The organism is Pseudophaeobacter profundi (assembly GCF_029697505.1).
GTDB lineage: Bacteria > Pseudomonadota > Alphaproteobacteria > Rhodobacterales > Rhodobacteraceae > Pseudophaeobacter > Pseudophaeobacter profundi.
Genome location: NZ_JARJEF010000004.1, coordinates 52,332 through 68,377 on the forward strand (window position 1 = coordinate 52,332; position 16,046 = coordinate 68,377).

Annotated in this window: 15 protein-coding genes, 1 tRNA gene and 1 pseudogene; 7 read left to right on the forward strand and 10 right to left on the reverse strand. The window is 58.8% G+C overall.

Going from position 1 to position 16,046, the window contains the following annotated elements:
- Positions 1 to 87: 87 nt before the first annotated feature.
- Positions 88 to 630, forward strand: a complete 543-nt coding sequence (locus tag P2081_RS08245) for an LOG family protein (protein WP_278922405.1) — start codon at positions 88 to 90, stop codon at positions 628 to 630.
- Here the strand turns inward: P2081_RS08245 and rarD are convergent.
- Both rarD and P2081_RS08255 read right to left on the reverse strand, forming a co-directional pair.
- Positions 627 to 1,520: an EamA family transporter RarD gene (rarD, locus tag P2081_RS08250; protein ID WP_278922406.1), complete on the reverse strand. Its 894-nt coding sequence runs from the start codon at positions 1,518 to 1,520 to the stop codon at positions 627 to 629. The genes P2081_RS08245 and rarD overlap by 4 nt on opposite strands.
- Positions 1,521 to 1,626: 106 nt before the next feature.
- Positions 1,627 to 2,229, reverse strand: a complete 603-nt coding sequence (locus P2081_RS08255; protein WP_278922407.1) for a superoxide dismutase — start codon at positions 2,227 to 2,229, stop codon at positions 1,627 to 1,629.
- Between the two features lie 110 nt (positions 2,230 to 2,339).
- Here P2081_RS08255 and P2081_RS08260 point away from each other — a divergent pair, with 110 nt between their 5' ends.
- The gene (locus P2081_RS08260) at positions 2,340 to 3,128 is read left to right on the forward strand and encodes an FkbM family methyltransferase (protein ID WP_278922408.1); all 789 of its coding nucleotides are present in this window, start codon (positions 2,340 to 2,342) and stop codon (positions 3,126 to 3,128) included.
- A gap of 56 nt (positions 3,129 to 3,184) precedes the next feature.
- Here the strand turns inward: P2081_RS08260 and P2081_RS08265 are convergent, their stop codons facing one another.
- From P2081_RS08265 to P2081_RS08285, 5 genes are all read right to left on the reverse strand, one after another.
- A complete protein-coding gene (locus tag P2081_RS08265) occupies positions 3,185 to 3,655 on the reverse strand; it encodes a hypothetical protein (protein ID WP_278922409.1) in 471 nt (156 codons plus the stop codon).
- A 405-nt stretch (positions 3,656 to 4,060) separates the two neighbouring features.
- A complete protein-coding gene (locus tag P2081_RS08270) occupies positions 4,061 to 4,636 on the reverse strand; it encodes a sarcosine oxidase subunit gamma (RefSeq protein ID WP_278922410.1) in 576 nt (191 codons plus the stop codon).
- Entirely contained in the window at positions 4,629 to 7,661 is a 3,033-nt protein-coding gene (locus P2081_RS08275; protein ID WP_278922411.1) for a sarcosine oxidase subunit alpha family protein, read from the reverse strand. Before P2081_RS08275 ends, P2081_RS08270 begins: the two co-directional genes overlap by 8 nt.
- Before the next feature lie 46 nt (positions 7,662 to 7,707).
- Positions 7,708 to 8,049: a sarcosine oxidase subunit delta gene (locus P2081_RS08280; RefSeq protein WP_278922412.1), complete on the reverse strand. Its 342-nt coding sequence runs from the start codon at positions 8,047 to 8,049 to the stop codon at positions 7,708 to 7,710.
- Between the two features lie 33 nt (positions 8,050 to 8,082).
- On the reverse strand, positions 8,083 to 9,327 hold the full coding sequence (locus tag P2081_RS08285; RefSeq protein WP_278922413.1) for a sarcosine oxidase subunit beta family protein: 1,245 nt from the start codon (positions 9,325 to 9,327) through the stop codon (positions 8,083 to 8,085).
- 261 nt (positions 9,328 to 9,588) lie between these two features.
- Here P2081_RS08285 and ccmI point away from each other — a divergent pair, with 261 nt between their 5' ends.
- The 3 genes from ccmI to P2081_RS08300 are packed head-to-tail and all read left to right on the forward strand — an operon-like array spanning position 9,589 to position 11,541.
- On the forward strand, positions 9,589 to 10,836 hold the full coding sequence (gene ccmI, locus P2081_RS08290; protein ID WP_278922414.1) for a c-type cytochrome biogenesis protein CcmI: 1,248 nt from the start codon (positions 9,589 to 9,591) through the stop codon (positions 10,834 to 10,836).
- Positions 10,833 to 11,306 carry a Holliday junction resolvase RuvX gene (gene ruvX, locus P2081_RS08295; protein ID WP_278922415.1) on the forward strand — a complete coding sequence of 158 codons (474 nt, stop codon included), beginning with the start codon at positions 10,833 to 10,835 and terminating at the stop codon, positions 11,304 to 11,306. The genes ccmI and ruvX overlap by 4 nt, the downstream gene beginning before the upstream one ends.
- Positions 11,299 to 11,541 (forward strand): DUF1289 domain-containing protein, encoded by a 243-nt coding sequence (locus P2081_RS08300; protein WP_278922416.1) that lies wholly within the window; start codon positions 11,299 to 11,301, stop codon positions 11,539 to 11,541. Before ruvX ends, P2081_RS08300 begins: the two co-directional genes overlap by 8 nt.
- A 24-nt stretch (positions 11,542 to 11,565) precedes the next feature.
- On the opposite strand, the gene dusA is transcribed toward P2081_RS08300, so the two are convergent.
- Entirely contained in the window at positions 11,566 to 12,606 is a 1,041-nt protein-coding gene (gene dusA / locus P2081_RS08305) for a tRNA dihydrouridine(20/20a) synthase DusA (protein WP_278922417.1), read from the reverse strand.
- Positions 12,607 to 13,083: 477 nt separating this feature from the next.
- Positions 13,084 to 13,320: pseudogene (locus tag P2081_RS08310) on the reverse strand (transposase); the annotation flags it as partial.
- Between the two features lie 422 nt (positions 13,321 to 13,742).
- Here P2081_RS08310 and P2081_RS08315 point away from each other — a divergent pair.
- Positions 13,743 to 14,555: an SDR family oxidoreductase gene (locus tag P2081_RS08315; RefSeq protein ID WP_278922418.1), complete on the forward strand. Its 813-nt coding sequence runs from the start codon at positions 13,743 to 13,745 to the stop codon at positions 14,553 to 14,555.
- Positions 14,556 to 14,592: 37 nt separating this feature from the next.
- Positions 14,593 to 15,435, forward strand: a complete 843-nt coding sequence (locus P2081_RS08320; RefSeq protein WP_278922419.1) for an SDR family NAD(P)-dependent oxidoreductase — start codon at positions 14,593 to 14,595, stop codon at positions 15,433 to 15,435.
- A 500-nt stretch (positions 15,436 to 15,935) separates the two neighbouring features.
- On the opposite strand, the gene P2081_RS08325 is transcribed toward P2081_RS08320, so the two are convergent.
- Positions 15,936 to 16,025 (reverse strand) — tRNA-Ser (locus P2081_RS08325).
- Between the last annotated feature and the right edge of the window lie 21 nt (positions 16,026 to 16,046).

The window sequence follows — 16,046 nt, forward strand, 5'->3', positions numbered from 1 at the left end:
CCCGGTTGAGGCAGCCTATCAATCCCGCTATCAAGGGTCAAAACACCAGTGGTGTTTCCCCTTGAAATATCAGCGAAAGGCACCGACATGAGCATAAAATCCGTCTGTGTGTATTGCGGATCCCGATCCGGGGCAATGCCCGCCTATACACGCGCCGCCGAAACCCTGGGAGCGTTGCTCGCAGCACGCGGGTTGCGGCTGGTTTACGGTGCCGGAGATGTCGGCCTGATGGGCACGGTCGCCCGTGCCGCCCAACAGGCCAAAGGCGAGACATTTGGCGTCATTCCCGAACATCTTGTCAAACGCGAGGTGGGTAAATCCGATCTCAGCACATATGTCGTCACCGAAACCATGCACGAACGCAAAAAGGTGATGCTGTACAATGCCGATGCGGTGATCGTACTGCCCGGCGGCCCCGGATCACTGGATGAGCTGTTCGAAGCCCTGACCTGGCGCCAGTTGGGACTGCATGACAAACCCATCGTGATCCTGAATGTCGAAGGCTACTGGGACAGGCTGCGCGACCTGATTGATCACATGCTGGCGCAGGGCTTTGCCGATGCCTCCATGGGCGCCTTGCTGGACTGGGTCGACACCCCAGAACAGGCGCTGGATCTGCTGAACGGCTAAAGGGCAGCGCGCTGCGCCTCTTGGGCGCTGCGACGCGATTTCCGCAGTGCCCCAAAAGAGAAAATCAACACTGCCGACCAGATCAGGCCAAAGGCCGCGCCGTGCCAGGGGGTAAAGAGTTCACCAAAAATCACTGTTGCCACAAAGGCCTGCAGCGTCGGATTAAGGTACTGCAACACTCCGACGCTGCCCAGGGCCACCCGCCGCGCCGCAAAACTGAACAGGATGAGCGGCATCCCCGTCAAGGGCCCGGAAACCATCATCAGCGCCGCATCATGCCAACTGTTTTGAAAACCGCCTCCGCCCGTGGCTGCAATCACCAATAGCGCAAGCGGGTAAAGCAACAGGACCTCAGCGGTGACAGAGACCACCGGCCCGGTATCAAGGCGTTTTTTAACCACACCATAGATGGCAAAGCTGATCCCCAGCACCAGGGCAATCCAGGGTGCGACGCCCAGTCCATAGGTCAGCACCACAACGGCCAGCGCCGCCAGGCCAATCGCCAGGATCTGCGCCCGGCTCAGCTGCTCGCCAAAAAACAGACGGCCCAGTACCACGCTTACCAGCGGGAAGATATAATAACCCAGCGAGGCCTCGGTGGCGCGTTCTATCTGGACCGAAGTGATAAAGATGAACCAGTTCAGCGAAATCATCGCTGTGGCCAGCAGCAGCACACGCACCCGCGCCCAATCGCGCAGCACCTCTAGCAACTGGGGCAGCCGCCCCTGCACTGCCAGCACAGAGGCAAAAAACACCCCCGACCACAGGATACGATGCGACAGCACCTGTTCGGGCGGCACATGCGCCAACTGTTTATAGAACAGCCCGGACAACCCCCAGATGCAGCAGGCTGCAATCATGGCAAAAACGCCCTTTGTCGCTTCGGTCATTCCAGCGGTCCTTTTGCAGCGCCCGACCTTCATCAGGATCCCCTAAACCAACAGCGCCCGACCAAATGGCCGGGCGCTATCGTCACAAATATGATCGCTTCTGAACTTAGCCCAGACGCGATGCAACGTTTTCCCAGTTGACCAGGTTGTCAAGGAAGTTGGCCAGGTAAGCAGGGCGCTTGTTGCGGAAATCGATGTAGTAGGAATGCTCCCATACGTCGCAGCCCAGCAGCGCGGTCTGGTCAAAGCACAGTGGGTTCACACCGTTTTCGGTCTTGGTCACTGCCAGCGAACCGTCAGCATTCTTCACCAGCCAGGCCCAGCCAGAGCCGAACTGGCCCGCGCCGGCAGCCGAGAACTGCGACTTGAATTCGTCAACCGAACCAAAGCTTTCAACAAGTGCTTTTTCCAGCTCACCAGGCATGGCAGAGACACCAGGCCCCATCATTTCCCAGAACTGGTTGTGGTTCCACAGCTGCGAGATATTGTTGAAGATACCATTTTGCGCCACAGACGATGCGTCATAGGTGCCCTTGATGATCTCTTCCAGCGACTTGCCGTCCCATTCGGTGCCGACAATCAGCTTGTTGCCGTTGTCGACATAGGCCTTGTGGTGCAGATCGTGGTGGTATTCCAGGGTTTCTGCCGACATGCCCTTGGCGGCCAGCGCGTCATGTGCATAAGGAAGATCGGGAAGTTCAAAAGCCATATTGGACCCCTGTCATAAAAAGTGTTGCGTTCCTGTGCAGATACATGCGGCGCAGCGGCAGGCAGGTCAAGGGCCAAGACAAGAAAACAGCGCATGGTCGATGTGCAAAAATGAAGGTATTCGAGATGATCGCCAAGACCTGGACGGCCGCGCGCAAGACGTTCTACCGCGCCCGCGGCTACTATGCCGGTTCTCTCAACGGGCTGCCCTTTCGGCTGGATCCCTACCATTCCAAGTTCTGGCGCAAGGCCTCTGCCGGCAGGTGGGAACCGGAAACCTTTGCGGTCCTGGACGCCTACTTGAACAAGGAACAGGATTATCTGGATATCGGGGCCTGGATCGGCCCAACCACCCTATATGGGGCCGCGCGTGCCCGCCGCGTCTATTGTTTTGAACCCGATCCAGTGGCCTTTCGCTATCTCGCCTGGAATCTAGAACTGAACGGCGTGCAGAATGTTTCCGCCTTTTCCGTCGCGCTCAGCCGGGGGGTCGGTATTGCCCGTATGGCGTCTTTTGGGGGCGAGGCCGGCGATAGCATGACCAGCCTGTTGACCGACGGCGACCATGGGTCCGATGTGATAACCCTGGGCTGGAAAGATTTTTCCGATGCCACAGATCTGAGCAAGGTCTCGCTGGTGAAAATGGATATTGAGGGCGCAGAATTTGATGTACTGCCCAGCCTGCTGCCCTGGCTGAAAGCACATCGTCCCGCGCTCTACCTGTCGACCCACGCCCCATTTCTGGATGCCGCGACCCGGCAGCACCGCATGCAAGAGCTAGCCGATAGCCTGTCGTTCTATGACACCTGCCTGGAAGATAACGGTCGTGCATCCGGTTTTGACACCCTGACGCAACAGCGCGCCCTGACACAATTTCCAACCTTCTTGTTCAAGGGCTGATTGCGCGCGCGGCCCACGCTGACATGGGGCCCCTGTCAGGGCCGGATCAACGCCGCCTAGGACGGCGCATAATAATTTCGCCAGGACCGGGGCAGCTGCTCGACCGAAGAACAGGTTCCAAAGGCGCGCGGTGCAACCTCATCCTGTGACAGACTTGTCAGCATCTGCAGCGCAACCTTCATATTCTTCAGGTTCAGAACGATCCGGTAGCGATCCTGGAAACTGCCCGTCGTCGCACTGCCATAGGTCTGCGCGTCCCGCTCCGTCGTCCAGTCCAGCAAGTAGGATCCTGCGCCGCGTTGTTCCAAATTCGCAAAGAAAGCGCTGCCCTCTCGTGTCGCCTTGACCCGCGCTGAAGTGCCATTTTGGGAAAAGCGCATAGAGACCCGCAACGGGATTTCACCCACCGCCTGCCCTGTGGCATCCCCCAGCGGGGTGAAGGTGCAGACGTAGGTTTCCGAAGCCGAGGATTGACCACTAAACAGGGCCAGAAAAACAACAAATAGACTGCGTAAATACACGCTCATATGATCCTCAAACACTCAACAAAACGGAAAAAGACTGCTGCAAACGCGCAGCAGGTGCCAATGGCCAAGGTAAATCCTATGCCTGAACTCTATTTTCCGGTGCTTAGCATGAGAAGCATTTAACGCAAAGAAAAAACCGGGTAGATTTGCATTTTGAACATTCAGCACTGTGCGGCCAGCCTGTCCCAAGCCGCCGCAAGCGCCCAACGGCGCAGGCTACATTCCCTGCTTAGCGATCAGCCCTGCGCCAAGGACCCGTCAGCCAAACGGTGCGAACTGTCGAACTATGCCATCTGTCAAAACCCACAAAAACCGAGTGCCGCCAAATTTGATTTGACGGCACCACAGGGTTTTCATCTTCATCGCCCAGACGGCAGCTGCCGCCCAGGCGCGGGCAGTATCAGGTCAATAGACCCCCACTGCAGACTGCGGGTGGGCTGCACCAGCCAAAAGCTGGAACATATAGCCGCCAACAGAGCGGAAGCAGACAAGGCGGAAACTGTCTTCTTCGCCGCCGTCTTCCAGCCAGAAAGCCGCCGCCACCTGGGCGGTGCGACTGCGGCGGAAATCGCCCGGCGCAAAGGCCTGTGACGACAGATCAACCGGGCTGATCTTGGCCAGAACCTCACGCGCGCCCGCCCCAGAGATGCGGAAGTAAGAGCGCGCATCCGACACATTGGCCGCCAGCGCATGTTCGCCTTTCAAGGCCTGTGCCAGCTCGGCTGTTTTGGCCACGGCATCGCCATAGGGCACCAACAGCAGCAGCTCATCCGGGGACATCCAGGCCGCTGCGCCGCCCTCAACCACCGAGATCTTGCGCTGCTCTGGCACCTCGGCACCGGTGGCCGCCTTGACCGCCGCCTTCAGAGTTTTGGAAGACAGATCGCCGCGCAGGGTGATCATCCCCTGCAGGCCTGCGTCTTCGACAGTTGCGATTCCGGTGAACTGGGCACCATTGGTGGCAGTGACAGGACTAGACATTCTGCTTCTCCCCTTCCTTGTCGTAGAAGACCGGATCGACGATCTTCGCACTGTAGACCTTGCCGTCGGTTCCGGGGAACTCAAGCACCTCGCCCATACGTTTGGGCCCGTGCTTGACCAGCCCCATCGCAATGCCGCGGTCCAACGTGGCGGAATGATAGGTCGATGTCACCCGGCCAATCATGTTCTTTTGGCCATTGGCATTGATACCGTTGCCAAGCGCATAGGCACCATCGGGCAGTACCGACCCATCAGTGGTTTCCAAACCGACCAGTTGCCAGCGATCCGGGTCCACCATATGCGAGCGCTGCTGCGCCCGTTTGCCCAGGTAGTCCTCTTTCTTTTTCGAAAGAGCCCAGTTCAGCCCCAGATCCTGTGGAATGACCGTACCGTCGGTTTCATCCCCGATCATGATAAAGCCCTTCTCCGCCCGCAAAATATGCAGCGTTTCAGTACCATAGGGCATGACCTTGAATTCGGCCCCCGCCTCCATCAGTGCATCCCAGAACGCCTGCCCCTCTGATGCGGCAACCGCAATCTCGTAGGACAGCTCTCCCGAGAAGGAAATACGGAAGGCACGGGCATCAAAACCGCCGATCTGGCCCTCGCGCCATTCCATGAAGGGCAGCGCCTCTTTCGACAGATCCAATCCGCCACCGGCCTGCGCGTTCAGCTTTTCCAAGACCTTGCGCGCATTGGGGCCAACAACGGCAACCTGGGCATATTGTTCGGTCACATTGGCAACATAGACTTTCCAGTCCCACCATTCGGTCTGCAGCCATTCTTCCATCCAGCCATGGATGCTTTCGGCACCGCCGGTGGTGGTGTGGCACAGCCAGGTATCTTCATCTATGCGAGCGACAACACCGTCATCCATCAGGAAGCCGTTTTCCGAACACATCAGACCATAGCGGCATTTGCCGATCTTCAGCGTCGACATCATGTTGGTATACATCATGTCGAGGAACTTGCCTGCATCCGGCCCTTTGACAATCAACTTGCCCAGGGTGGAGGCATCCAGCAGACCAAGGTTTTCGCGGGTGTTCTTTACCTCGCGGTTCACCGCGTCATGGCGGCTTTCGCCGCTGCGGGTATAGGCAAAGGGACGGCGCCACTGGCCCACCGGTTCCCAATCGGCACCATTGGCATCGTTCCAGTCATAGATAGGCGTCTTGCGCACCGGCTGGAAGATCTCGCCACGGGCCTCGCCGCCAATCGCACCCATGGAAATGGGATGATAAGGCGGGCGGAAAGTGGTGGTTCCGACCTGCGGAATTTCCGCGCCCAGGCTATCGGCCAGAATTGCCAGACCGTTGATATTGGACAGCTTACCCTGATCGGTTGCCATGCCCAGCGTGGTGTAACGCTTGGTATGTTCAACACTTTCATAGCCTTCGCGGGCCGCCAGCTGCACATCGGAAACTTTGACGTCATTCTGATAGTCCAGCCAGGATTTCATCCGCAGTTTGATATCCGCCTTGGCGGGCATCAGCCAGACCGGCTCCATCAGGGTTTCGCGTTCGCTGTCGCCTTTGGGCGCTGGGATGGACTTAGCCGGGTAACCAGAAGCCTCTGCCGCCTGCGCCCCTGCCAGGGTCGCATCCGCCAGCACTGCATCCAGCTGCAGGGCGCCATTGGCGGCCCCCGCGGCAATCACAAAGCCTGCACCATTGTCGCCAAGCGGCGGGCGGGCAGGATCGGGACGGAAGAAGGCCTGCTCCTTGTCCCAGGTCAGCTTGCCCCCGCAGTGCGACCACAGGTGCACAACGGGCGACCAGCCACCGGACATGGCAACGGCATCTGCCTCGATCTCTTCCTGCGCACCGCCTTCACCGTTCTGGGCGCAGATCGCGACCTTGGAGACGCGGGGGCCATCCTTGACCTTGGCAATAGCGCGGCCAAGCTCAACACGGATGCCTTTTTCGCGAACCTGTTCCATCAAGGCCCCGCCACCAGTGTCGCGGGCATCGACCACGCGCACCACGTCAACGCCTGCCTCATGCAGCGCCAGGGCCGTGCGATAGGCATCGTCGTTATTGGTGGCCACGACAACGCGTTGGCCAGGAGTCACGCCCCAGTTGACCACATAGTCACGCATAGAGGCGGCCAGCATCACGCCGGGCACATCGTTGCCGGCAAACGACAGCGGCCGTTCAATCGCGCCAGTCGCGGTGACAATCTGCGCCGCACGGATGCGCCACAACCGGTGGCGTGGACCACCCTGCCCCGGCGCGTGATCGGTCAGCCGTTCATAGCCCAGCACATAGCCGTGATCATAGACGCCCGCGCCCATGCAGCGGTCCCGCAGGGTGACGTTCTGCATGCCGCGCAGCTCTGCCAGGGTTTTCTCGACCCAGGCGTCCGGCGTCTCTCCATCAATGCTTCCGCCATCCACCGGCGCACGTCCGCCCCAGTGGTTATTCTGTTCCAATACCAGCACCTTGGCACCGCTGAGCGCAGCCGCCTTGGCCGCCTGCAGGCCCGCGACACCGCCACCAATCACCACCACATCCGCAAAGAAGTAGAAGTGCTCGTAGCTGTCGGCATCCTTCAGTTCGGCGTCGGGCGCCTGACCAAGACCGGCAGATTTGCGGATAATCGGCTCATAGACGTGCTTCCAGAAGGGGCGCGGATGAATGAACATCTTGTAGTAAAAGCCAGCGGTCAAAAACCGGGTCAGCTTGTTGTTGATCGCCAGCACGTCAAATTCCAGGCTGGGCCAGTGGTTCTGTGACTGCGCCGTCAGACCCGAGAACAGCTCGGTGGTGGTGGCGCGCTGGTTGGGTTCATAGCGATCCCCTGTCCCCAGCTGCATCAACGCGTTTGGCTCTTCCGAGCCAGAGGCAACAACGCCGCGCGGGCGGTGATATTTGAACGACCGGCCCATCATCATCTGATCATTGGCCAGCAATGCCGAGGCGAGACTATCGCCCGCATAGCCCTGCATCCGTTTACCGTTAAAGGTGAACTCGATCTGTTTGGACCGGTCAATCAGCCGACCCTGTTTGGCGAGACGCATGCTCATGTGGTCTGACCTTTCAAAATAAAGGCGTGTGTGTCAGAGAGGCGGATCATTTGGCACCGTCCGAAAACTCGCGCCAGCTCCAGCCGGGGCGTTTGGCAGTGATCTTGTCCTTGATCTCCTGCGGCGGTTCATAGGTCTGGGCGCTATAGGTGCCAAAGACCTCTAGCGTGGTGGTGCAGCGGGCAGCGTGGAACCACTTGCCGCAGCCATTTGCATGGCGCCAGCGTTCAAAATGAACGCCCTTGGGGTTTTCACGCATGAACAGATAATCATGAAACTGATCCTCATCCGAACCGGGGCCAAAGCGCTTCAGATGCGCTTCGCCACCGGCGGCCAGTTCAGTTTCTTCGGCTTTAACACCGCAGTAGGGGCATTCAAGGATCAGCATTGTGCTTACTCCGTCCTTTTGAATTTTGCAGCGCTAGTGCGCCACACCAGCGGCGACGCTCTCGTCGATGAACTTGCCTTCCTTGAAGCGGTTCATACTGAACTCTTCGGTCAGCGGCGAATGACCTGTGGCCATCAGCTCTGCCATGGCCCAGCCAGAACCGGGAATGGATTTGAACCCGCCGGTGCCCCAGCCACAGTTGATAAAGCAGTTGTCCACGGGTGTTTTAGAGATCAGCGGCGAGCGGTCACCGGTCACATCCACAATGCCGCCCCACTGGCGCAGCATCTTCAGACGGCTGACCATCGGGAAGGTTTCCACCAAGGCGCGCACGGTTTCCTCGATATGGTGGAAGCTGCCACGCTGGGTGTAGTTGTTTGCCGCATCGGTGCCGCCGCCAATCACCATCTCGCCCTTGTCGGACTGGGACATATAGCCATGCACGGTATTGGCCATCACCACCACATCCATGCATGGTTTGATTGGCTCTGACACCAGCGCCTGCAGTGCAACCGATTCCATCGGCAGACGGAATCCCGCCATATCGGCCAGATGCGAGGCATTGCCGGCAACCAGCATGCCCATCTTTTCGCAGTCAATCGCCCCCTTGGATGTTTCAACCCCGGCCACGCGGCCGTTTTCGACCCGCACGCCGGTAACTTCGCACTGCTGGATGATATCCATTCCCATGTCGGAACAGGCACGAGCATAGCCCCAGGCGACCGCATCGTGACGGGCGGTGCCGGCGCGTTCCTGCCAGAGCGCCCCCAACACCGGATAGCGCGGCCCGTGCAGATTAATGATCGGCACCAATTCCTTGACCCGCGCAGGTTCGATCCATTCGGTCTGAACCCCCTGCAGCGCATTGGCATGCGCCGTGCGCTTGTAGCCGCGGATTTCATGCTCGGTCTGCGCCAGCATCATCACACCGCGCGGGCTGAACATGACGTTATAGTTCAGATCCTGGCTCATGGTTTCATACAGGCTGCGGGCTTTCTCGTAGATTGCCGCGGACGGATCCTGCAGATAGTTGGAGCGGATGATGGTGGTGTTGCGACCGGTATTGCCGCCGCCAAGCCAGCCCTTTTCGATCACCGCTACATTGGTGATGCCAAAGTTCTTGCCAAGGTAATAGGCGGTGGCCAGACCATGGCCGCCAGCACCCACGATTATTACATCGTAGTGGGGTTTTGGGGCGGGCGAGCGCCAGGCGCGCTCCCATCCGGTATGATAGCGCAGGGCTTCCCGCGCGACAGCAAAGGCTGAATAACGTTTCATGAGCGAATCCGATGGTTCGTGACTGTTCTCAGGTATGCCCCAGAGGTTAGCCCATCCTGCGCCGTTTATCGTCGCATTTTTGCATGCATGCGACATGCCCCCTCGCCAGATCGCACCCGCGCACCCGCCCCACTGTTGGGACAGGAGCGCGCAGCCGCTCAGTTAGCCCTTTTTTCCGGCGCCCCGCGCCTATAGATGGAAAGAAGCTGCGAAACGGCGCGCCCGGGCGCAACAGGCGGCAAGAAAACAAGCGGAGTGACTATGGTATTCTGGATCCTGATTTCCTTTGTCGCGCTGGCAATGACCGCCCTACTGGGGTTGGTCTTGTTGCGCGCCCATGCGCTGGATGAGCCACCCGCCGCCTATGACCTGCGCGTCTATCGCCAACAGCTGAGCGACGTGGACAAGGATCTGCAGCGCGGGGTGATCAATGAGTCCGATGCCCAGCGGATCCGAACCGAAGTCTCGCGCCGGATTCTTGCCGCCGATGCGCAACTGCAGCAACAAGCCCAGGGGAGCACCCAGCCCAAAGCACTGAGCCGAATTGCAGTGGTGCTGAGCGGCGCCATTCTGGTGATCGGCACCATCGGGCTTTATTGGCAGCTCGGGGCGCCAGGCTATGGCGACATGGGGCTGCAGGCCCGCATCCAGGCCTCCGAAACCTATGCACAAAACCGCCCCAGCCAGGCCGAGATGGAAAGCAGAACCCCGCCACTGCCGCCGCAAGAGATCGAACCCGGCTATGGCGAACTGGTCGAACAGCTGCGCCAGACCGCCGCCAATCGCCCGCAGGACGCCCAGGGACAGGCGCTTTTGGCCCAGCACGAAGCCAACCTGGGCAACTTTGTCGCTGCCTATCAGGCAAAAGAGAACTACATCCGGATCATGAACGGCGATTTGGACCCCAAAGACTATGGCGAGCTGGCCGAGTTGATGGTCATGGCCGCTGGTGGCTATGTCTCTCCCGAGGCGGAAGAGCTGCTGGACAGGACACTGCAGATGGATCCGCAGAACGGCCCCGCCCGCTATTACTATGGCCTGCTGCAGGGGCAGCTGAACCGGCCTGATATTGGCTATCGGATCTGGGCGGACACCCTGCGGATGGGGCCAAAGGGCGCGCCTTGGATCACTGGCATCGAGGCGCAGATCGAAGAACTCGCCTTTCGCGCCGGGGTGGAATACAGCCCCATTTCCCCTGCGGCTGGTCCCGCAACTGGCGCCCCTGCCCTGGCCGGCCCCAGCGCCGATGACATAGAGGCGGCACAAGAGATGGACAGCCAGGACCGCCAGGAGATGATCCGCGGCATGGTTGCGCGCCTGTCCGATCGTCTGGCCACCGAAGGCGGCAGCGCCGCAGAATGGGCGCAGTTGATTGGCGCGCTTGGCGTTCTGGGCGAGAACACCCGCGCCGCCGCCATCTACAGCGAGGCAAAGACCCGCTTTGCCGAAGATGAAACCGCGCTTGCGCAGCTACAGGCCGCCGCCAGCCAGGCAGGGCTAAACCCATGATCTACGACAATTTCGAAGAATTCGCCGCTATCCTCCCTGGTTTCACCGCACTGGCCGGGCTGGATTTTGGCGACAAAACCGTGGGCGTTGCCATTTCCGATCGGATGGGCACCGTCGCCACGCCGCTGGAAACCATCCGCCGCAAGAAATTCACCCTCGATGCCGAGCACCTGTTCGAGATCACCGCCAAACGCGAAGTTGGCGGGCTGGTTCTGGGGCTACCGCGGAATATGGACGGCAGCGAAGGTCCACGCTGCCAGAAAACCCGCGCCTTTGCCCGCAATCTGTCGCGTCTGACCGAGCTGCCCATCGGGTTTTGGGATGAAAGACTCAGCACGGTTGCCGCCGAACGTGCCCTGCTAGAGGCCGATACCTCCCGCAAGCGCCGGGCAGAGCTGATTGACCATGTGGCCGCCTCCTATATTCTGCAGGGCGCATTGGATCGCATGAGGCATTTGAAAAATGGTTGAAGAGAACGGCAAAAACGTCTGGCAGCGCGATGAAATCCAATCGCCTTGCATCAATATCTGCGTGGTCCACCCCGAGGCTCGCATCTGCACCGGCTGTTATCGCTCGATCGAAGAAATCACCAAATGGTCCAAGCTCTCGGTATCGGCGCGGGCGGCAGTCATGGCAGACCTGCCCAATCGCGCCTCGCTGCTGAACAAGCGCCGTGGCGGGCGCGCCGCCCGGCTTAAACGCTAGGCAGCCCCCGGCAGACCCTGGCCTTTAGCTGGCAGAAAACGCAGATTGAGGCAGCTGCTGCACCTGTGCCAGCGCCTGTAGCAGCAGCTCAGGGCCCGCGCCCGGACGGCTGGCCCCTTCGGACAAGACACGGCGCCAGGCCCGTGCACCGGGGCGGCCCGCGAACAGGCCCAGCATATGCCGGGTGATCTGGTGCAGCCGTGCGCCCTGCGCCATCTGGCTCTCAATATAGGGCAGCATCTGCATGACCACATCAAAAGGATCCCGCACCGCGTCGGCGCCAAAGACCCGCACATCCGCCGCCGCCAGGATATCTGTCGGCTGATGATAGGCTGCGCGGCCAACCATGACCCCGTCCAAGCCCCGCTCAAGATGATCCAACGCAGTGTCTAGCGTATCAATACCGCCATTCAGCGAAATATGCAGATCCGGAAAGGCCGCCTTCATCGCGTGCACCAAATCATAATCCAGCGGCGGCACATCGCGATTTTCCTTTGGCGACAGCCCTTTAAGCCAGGCCTTGCGGGCATGGATTGTAACCCGCTGGCAGCCAGCTGCGCGAATTTTCTCTAGAAATACCGGCAGAATTTCACGTGGCTCTTGTGTGTCGACACCGATGCGACATTTCACCGTGACCTCTACGCCAACCTTGGCACGCATGGCCGCCACCGCCTCGGCGACCAGATCGGGGCTTTGCATCAGGATTGCCCCAAAGGCGCCAGACTGCACCCGATCACTGGGGCAGCCGCAATTGAGGTTGATCTCATCATAGCCCGCCGTGCAGCCCAGCTCTGCCGCCCGCGCCAGTTCCGCCGGCTCCGAGCCACCAAGCTGCAGCGCAACCGGGTGTTCTTCGGGGCTGTGATCCAGCAAATGCAGCGCCCCACCACGCACCAAAGCAGGCGCAGTCACCATTTCTGTATAAAGCAGCGCTTCCTGACTGAGCAAACGATGCAGATACCGGCAATGGCGGTCGGTCCAATCCATCATGGGTGCAACGGACAGGCGAGCGGCGCGGACGACGTCCGATTTCCCTTGTTTTATTGGATTTTCCTGCTCAGCCATCGGTTCCGTCTTTCTCTAATTGGGGCCTGTTTGCCCCCGTTTTTGTCCATGGTGCAACAAAATGTTGCACCAAACCCAAAATGTTGCACCGCCGCGCACGCGATCCTCCGCGCCGTTTTTCCATCATGGAAACGGCCACAACCTCCCGCATCGACACAGCCCACGTCAACGCAACAGCGGTGAGTTATCGAACCTTGTGCAAGGATCCAACCGCCCAAAGGTCCCTGAGCCGATTTCCCGGATATCGAAACACACATTTGAGAGGAAATCCCCATGGGAACCACCATTGTGACGCGCGCAAAGAAGGACGGATCACAGAGCTATACCGCTACCATTAGAAAGAAGCAAAAGGGCAAAGTCGTCCTGACACTGACCGAAACATTTCCAATGTGAGCGATCCGCAAAGCGTTGGATCAAACGACGCGAGAGCAAATTGAAAACCAAAGGCGCAGTGGACAAAGTGGTTCAGGCAAAGAACCGCAACTCCTTGACCTCAGGCGAGGTCGCCTGGTGGGCCGTATCCCCCGCAAGGCGTTGCTGCTTGCCCGCTTCAAGGAATTCCCTCGACCACGTGTAATACAGGCTCTCGCTGATGCCCTCACGGCGGCAGAAAGCGGAAATGCTTTCTTCGCCCCGCAGGCCCGCAAGCACGATCCTGATCTTCTCTTCTGATGAATACTGTTTGCGCGTCTTGCGCCGGATGCCTTTGACCAGCTTGTCTGCCGCGTCCTTCTATGTTCCGGATTGCTTGTTCATCTTCGCTCAATATTGGCTGCGATGAACCAGAAATCCTCCGTTACGAAAACCTCAAATCTGTCCCACAGGCGCTGACGTCAGACAGTAGGTATTTTGTTTTGTCTTTGGGAGCCGCTGCAATCGACCCTTGCGGTGCGTCCCGGCGTTCGACGATCCAACCCTCTGGTAACCGTCCATTCCAAAGTGCCAACCCATAGCCCAATAGCGTCGGAGGTTTCATGAATGCCTCCTGTGGGTAGCCCCACATTTACCAGGGGAACAAAAGAACGCTTACCTAAAACTTCTATATTCAGAGGTTTATGCAAGAAAAATGGAGAATACTGAAAGATAAATCCTGCATTGGTGGTGATCGTGTGTATATGGAAATAGGGAGTTGAGATATGAAAACCATTCTTATCACCGGGGCCTCGTCGGGAATCGGCGCGGCGACCGCCCGACATTTCCAAGCAAACGGTTGGAATGTCATCGCCACGATGCGCAACCCCACGGACAGCCCGGAGCTCGGCGCGTTAGAAAACGTGCATCTGGCCCAACTGGATGTGACGGAAGCGGGTTCAATTGCAACGGCCGTGGGCGAAGGCATCGAACGGTTCGGGCAGATTGATGTATTGCTGAACAACGCGGGCTATGGCGCCTATGGTGCGTTAGAGGCCTTTTCGATGGATCGCATCCGGCGTCAGTTTGACACCAACGTGCTTGGGTTGATGGAAGTGACCAAGGCAGTTCTGCCCCATTTCCGTCAGAACCGATCAGGCACGATCATCAATATCTCGTCCATTGGCGGGCAGATCACATTTCCACTTGGTGCGCTTTATCACGGCACCAAGTTCGCAGTTGAGGGGCTTTCGGAGTCACTACACTACGAGCTGGAGCCCCTTGGCATTCGGGTCCGCATTGTCCAACCGGGCATGATAAAAACCAACTTTGGCGGCAGTTCTTTCGATTTCGCCATGGATGAAAACCTGCCGGACTACGCGCCTATGGCAGAAGCCATGGGGCGCCTGTTTGGCAAGCTGGCCGCGACCCCTTCTGCGCCCGAAACTGTCGCGCAGGTCATTTGGGATGCGGCCAACGAGACCGGAAGCCGCCTGCGCTTTCGCGCCGGACCTGACGCTGAAGAGCTGCTTGATGCCCGCAAACAACAGGATGACGAAACGTTCATCGGTGGTCTAAAGCAAAAGATGGCGCCCTGAAAGCTGCCAAATCATTCATAGAAAGAGAGGATGGTCCATGTACAGCGAAGCAATCGAAAAAGGCGGCTTGGCCGTGGTAACCGGGGCAGCAAACGGCGTCGGCAAAGCCGCAGCCCAACGATTTATTCAAGACGGTCTGGGGGTTGTGCTGGTCGATCTGGCGGGCGAGGCCTTGGACAGAGCCAAGGCGGAATTGCGCGATCTGGCGGGTGCGTCCACAATCGTTCAGGCGGTTGCGACCGATGTCACCGACACCGGCGCCATGACTGCCTTGGCGGACCGGGTCTTTGCTCTCGGAGAGGTAGCAGTCTTGATGAACAATGCCGGTATCGCGCTGCCGACCGGAAGTTGGGAAAACGCAGAAAACTGGCGCAAACTATTAGAGGTCAATCTCTTTGGCGTCATGAACGGCGTGCATGCTTTCCTGCCACGCATGATCGAAGCTGCACGCCCGGCGGTGGTAATCAACACAGGGTCAAAACAGGGGATCACCACACCACCCGGAAACGCCGCCTATAATACCAGCAAAGCCGCCGTGAAGGTCATGACAGAAATGCTGGCGCATGATTTGCGACAGGCCGACGCGAAAATCACAGCCCATTTGTTTGTGCCAGGGTTTACCTATACTGGTATGATTGAGAGGTTCATGCCGGAAAAACCCGCCGCAGCCTGGACGAGCGAAGAGGCAATCGCCTACCTGCTCAAGCGCATGTCGAACGGCGATTTCTATATTCTTTGCCCGGACAATGATGTGTCCGAAGAGCGCGACCGCAAACGCGTTGAATGGGCCGTAGGCGACATTATCAACAACCGCCCGGCGCTCTCACGCTGGCACCCTGACTATGCGGATGCCTTTGCCGCACACGAGGCCTCGGAATAACCACCCCAAAAGAACGATGGTGAATGCAGCCAGTGAAACTGTTGCCCAATCAACAAGGCTTGCACCTCTAAGTACTTAGCTGACATTCGTTCTAAGCGCAGCATCACGCAGTTTGCGCTCGGGGCAGTTGATCGCTGCAATCCACTGGAACGGCAGCTCTAGGACGATGACCTCCACGCAGCTATGTCAGCTACCTGCGCATTGCTGCCGCTGGTTACGACTGCCGCGGTGGTGATCCGGCGCCAAGGCGGTTGACGGGCCACCTTGGCAAGACGTGATACCTTCACGTGTAGCGAATGCACATTCTCCGCCAGGACCTGTAGGTCTTGGCACGTCCGGCACGTCACCAAATACGAGGTTGCTTTTGGTTGTGGGTCAGTTCAGCGTAGATCGCGCCTGAAATAGCTGCATTTCATGGCACGCAACCGCAAATATGACGGCGGCATCTATGCTGGTATTATTTCAATACCAAAATTCTTATCAATGGAATGAATAGTTTATGGCGGAGAGACAGGGATTCGAACCCTGGAGACGGTCTCCCGCCTACACACTTTCCAGGCGTGCGCCTTCGACCACTCGGCCACCTCTCCGTTGGTCGGACTTTTGAACGA

Coding starts and splice junctions, on each gene's coding strand:
- P2081_RS08245 (WP_278922405.1), top strand. CDS start 88: ATGAGCATAAAATCCGTCTGTGTGTATTGCGGATCCCGATCCGGGGCA.
- rarD (WP_278922406.1), bottom strand. CDS start 1,520: ATGACCGAAGCGACAAAGGGCGTTTTTGCCATGATTGCAGCCTGCTGC.
- P2081_RS08255 (WP_278922407.1), bottom strand. CDS start 2,229: ATGGCTTTTGAACTTCCCGATCTTCCTTATGCACATGACGCGCTGGCC.
- P2081_RS08260 (WP_278922408.1), top strand. CDS start 2,340: ATGAAGGTATTCGAGATGATCGCCAAGACCTGGACGGCCGCGCGCAAG.
- P2081_RS08265 (WP_278922409.1), bottom strand. CDS start 3,655: ATGAGCGTGTATTTACGCAGTCTATTTGTTGTTTTTCTGGCCCTGTTT.
- P2081_RS08270 (WP_278922410.1), bottom strand. CDS start 4,636: ATGTCTAGTCCTGTCACTGCCACCAATGGTGCCCAGTTCACCGGAATC.
- P2081_RS08275 (WP_278922411.1), bottom strand. CDS start 7,661: ATGAGCATGCGTCTCGCCAAACAGGGTCGGCTGATTGACCGGTCCAAA.
- P2081_RS08280 (WP_278922412.1), bottom strand. CDS start 8,049: ATGCTGATCCTTGAATGCCCCTACTGCGGTGTTAAAGCCGAAGAAACT.
- P2081_RS08285 (WP_278922413.1), bottom strand. CDS start 9,327: ATGAAACGTTATTCAGCCTTTGCTGTCGCGCGGGAAGCCCTGCGCTAT.
- ccmI (WP_278922414.1), top strand. CDS start 9,589: ATGGTATTCTGGATCCTGATTTCCTTTGTCGCGCTGGCAATGACCGCC.
- ruvX (WP_278922415.1), top strand. CDS start 10,833: ATGATCTACGACAATTTCGAAGAATTCGCCGCTATCCTCCCTGGTTTC.
- P2081_RS08300 (WP_278922416.1), top strand. CDS start 11,299: ATGGTTGAAGAGAACGGCAAAAACGTCTGGCAGCGCGATGAAATCCAA.
- dusA (WP_278922417.1), bottom strand. CDS start 12,606: ATGGCTGAGCAGGAAAATCCAATAAAACAAGGGAAATCGGACGTCGTC.
- P2081_RS08315 (WP_278922418.1), top strand. CDS start 13,743: ATGAAAACCATTCTTATCACCGGGGCCTCGTCGGGAATCGGCGCGGCG.
- P2081_RS08320 (WP_278922419.1), top strand. CDS start 14,593: ATGTACAGCGAAGCAATCGAAAAAGGCGGCTTGGCCGTGGTAACCGGG.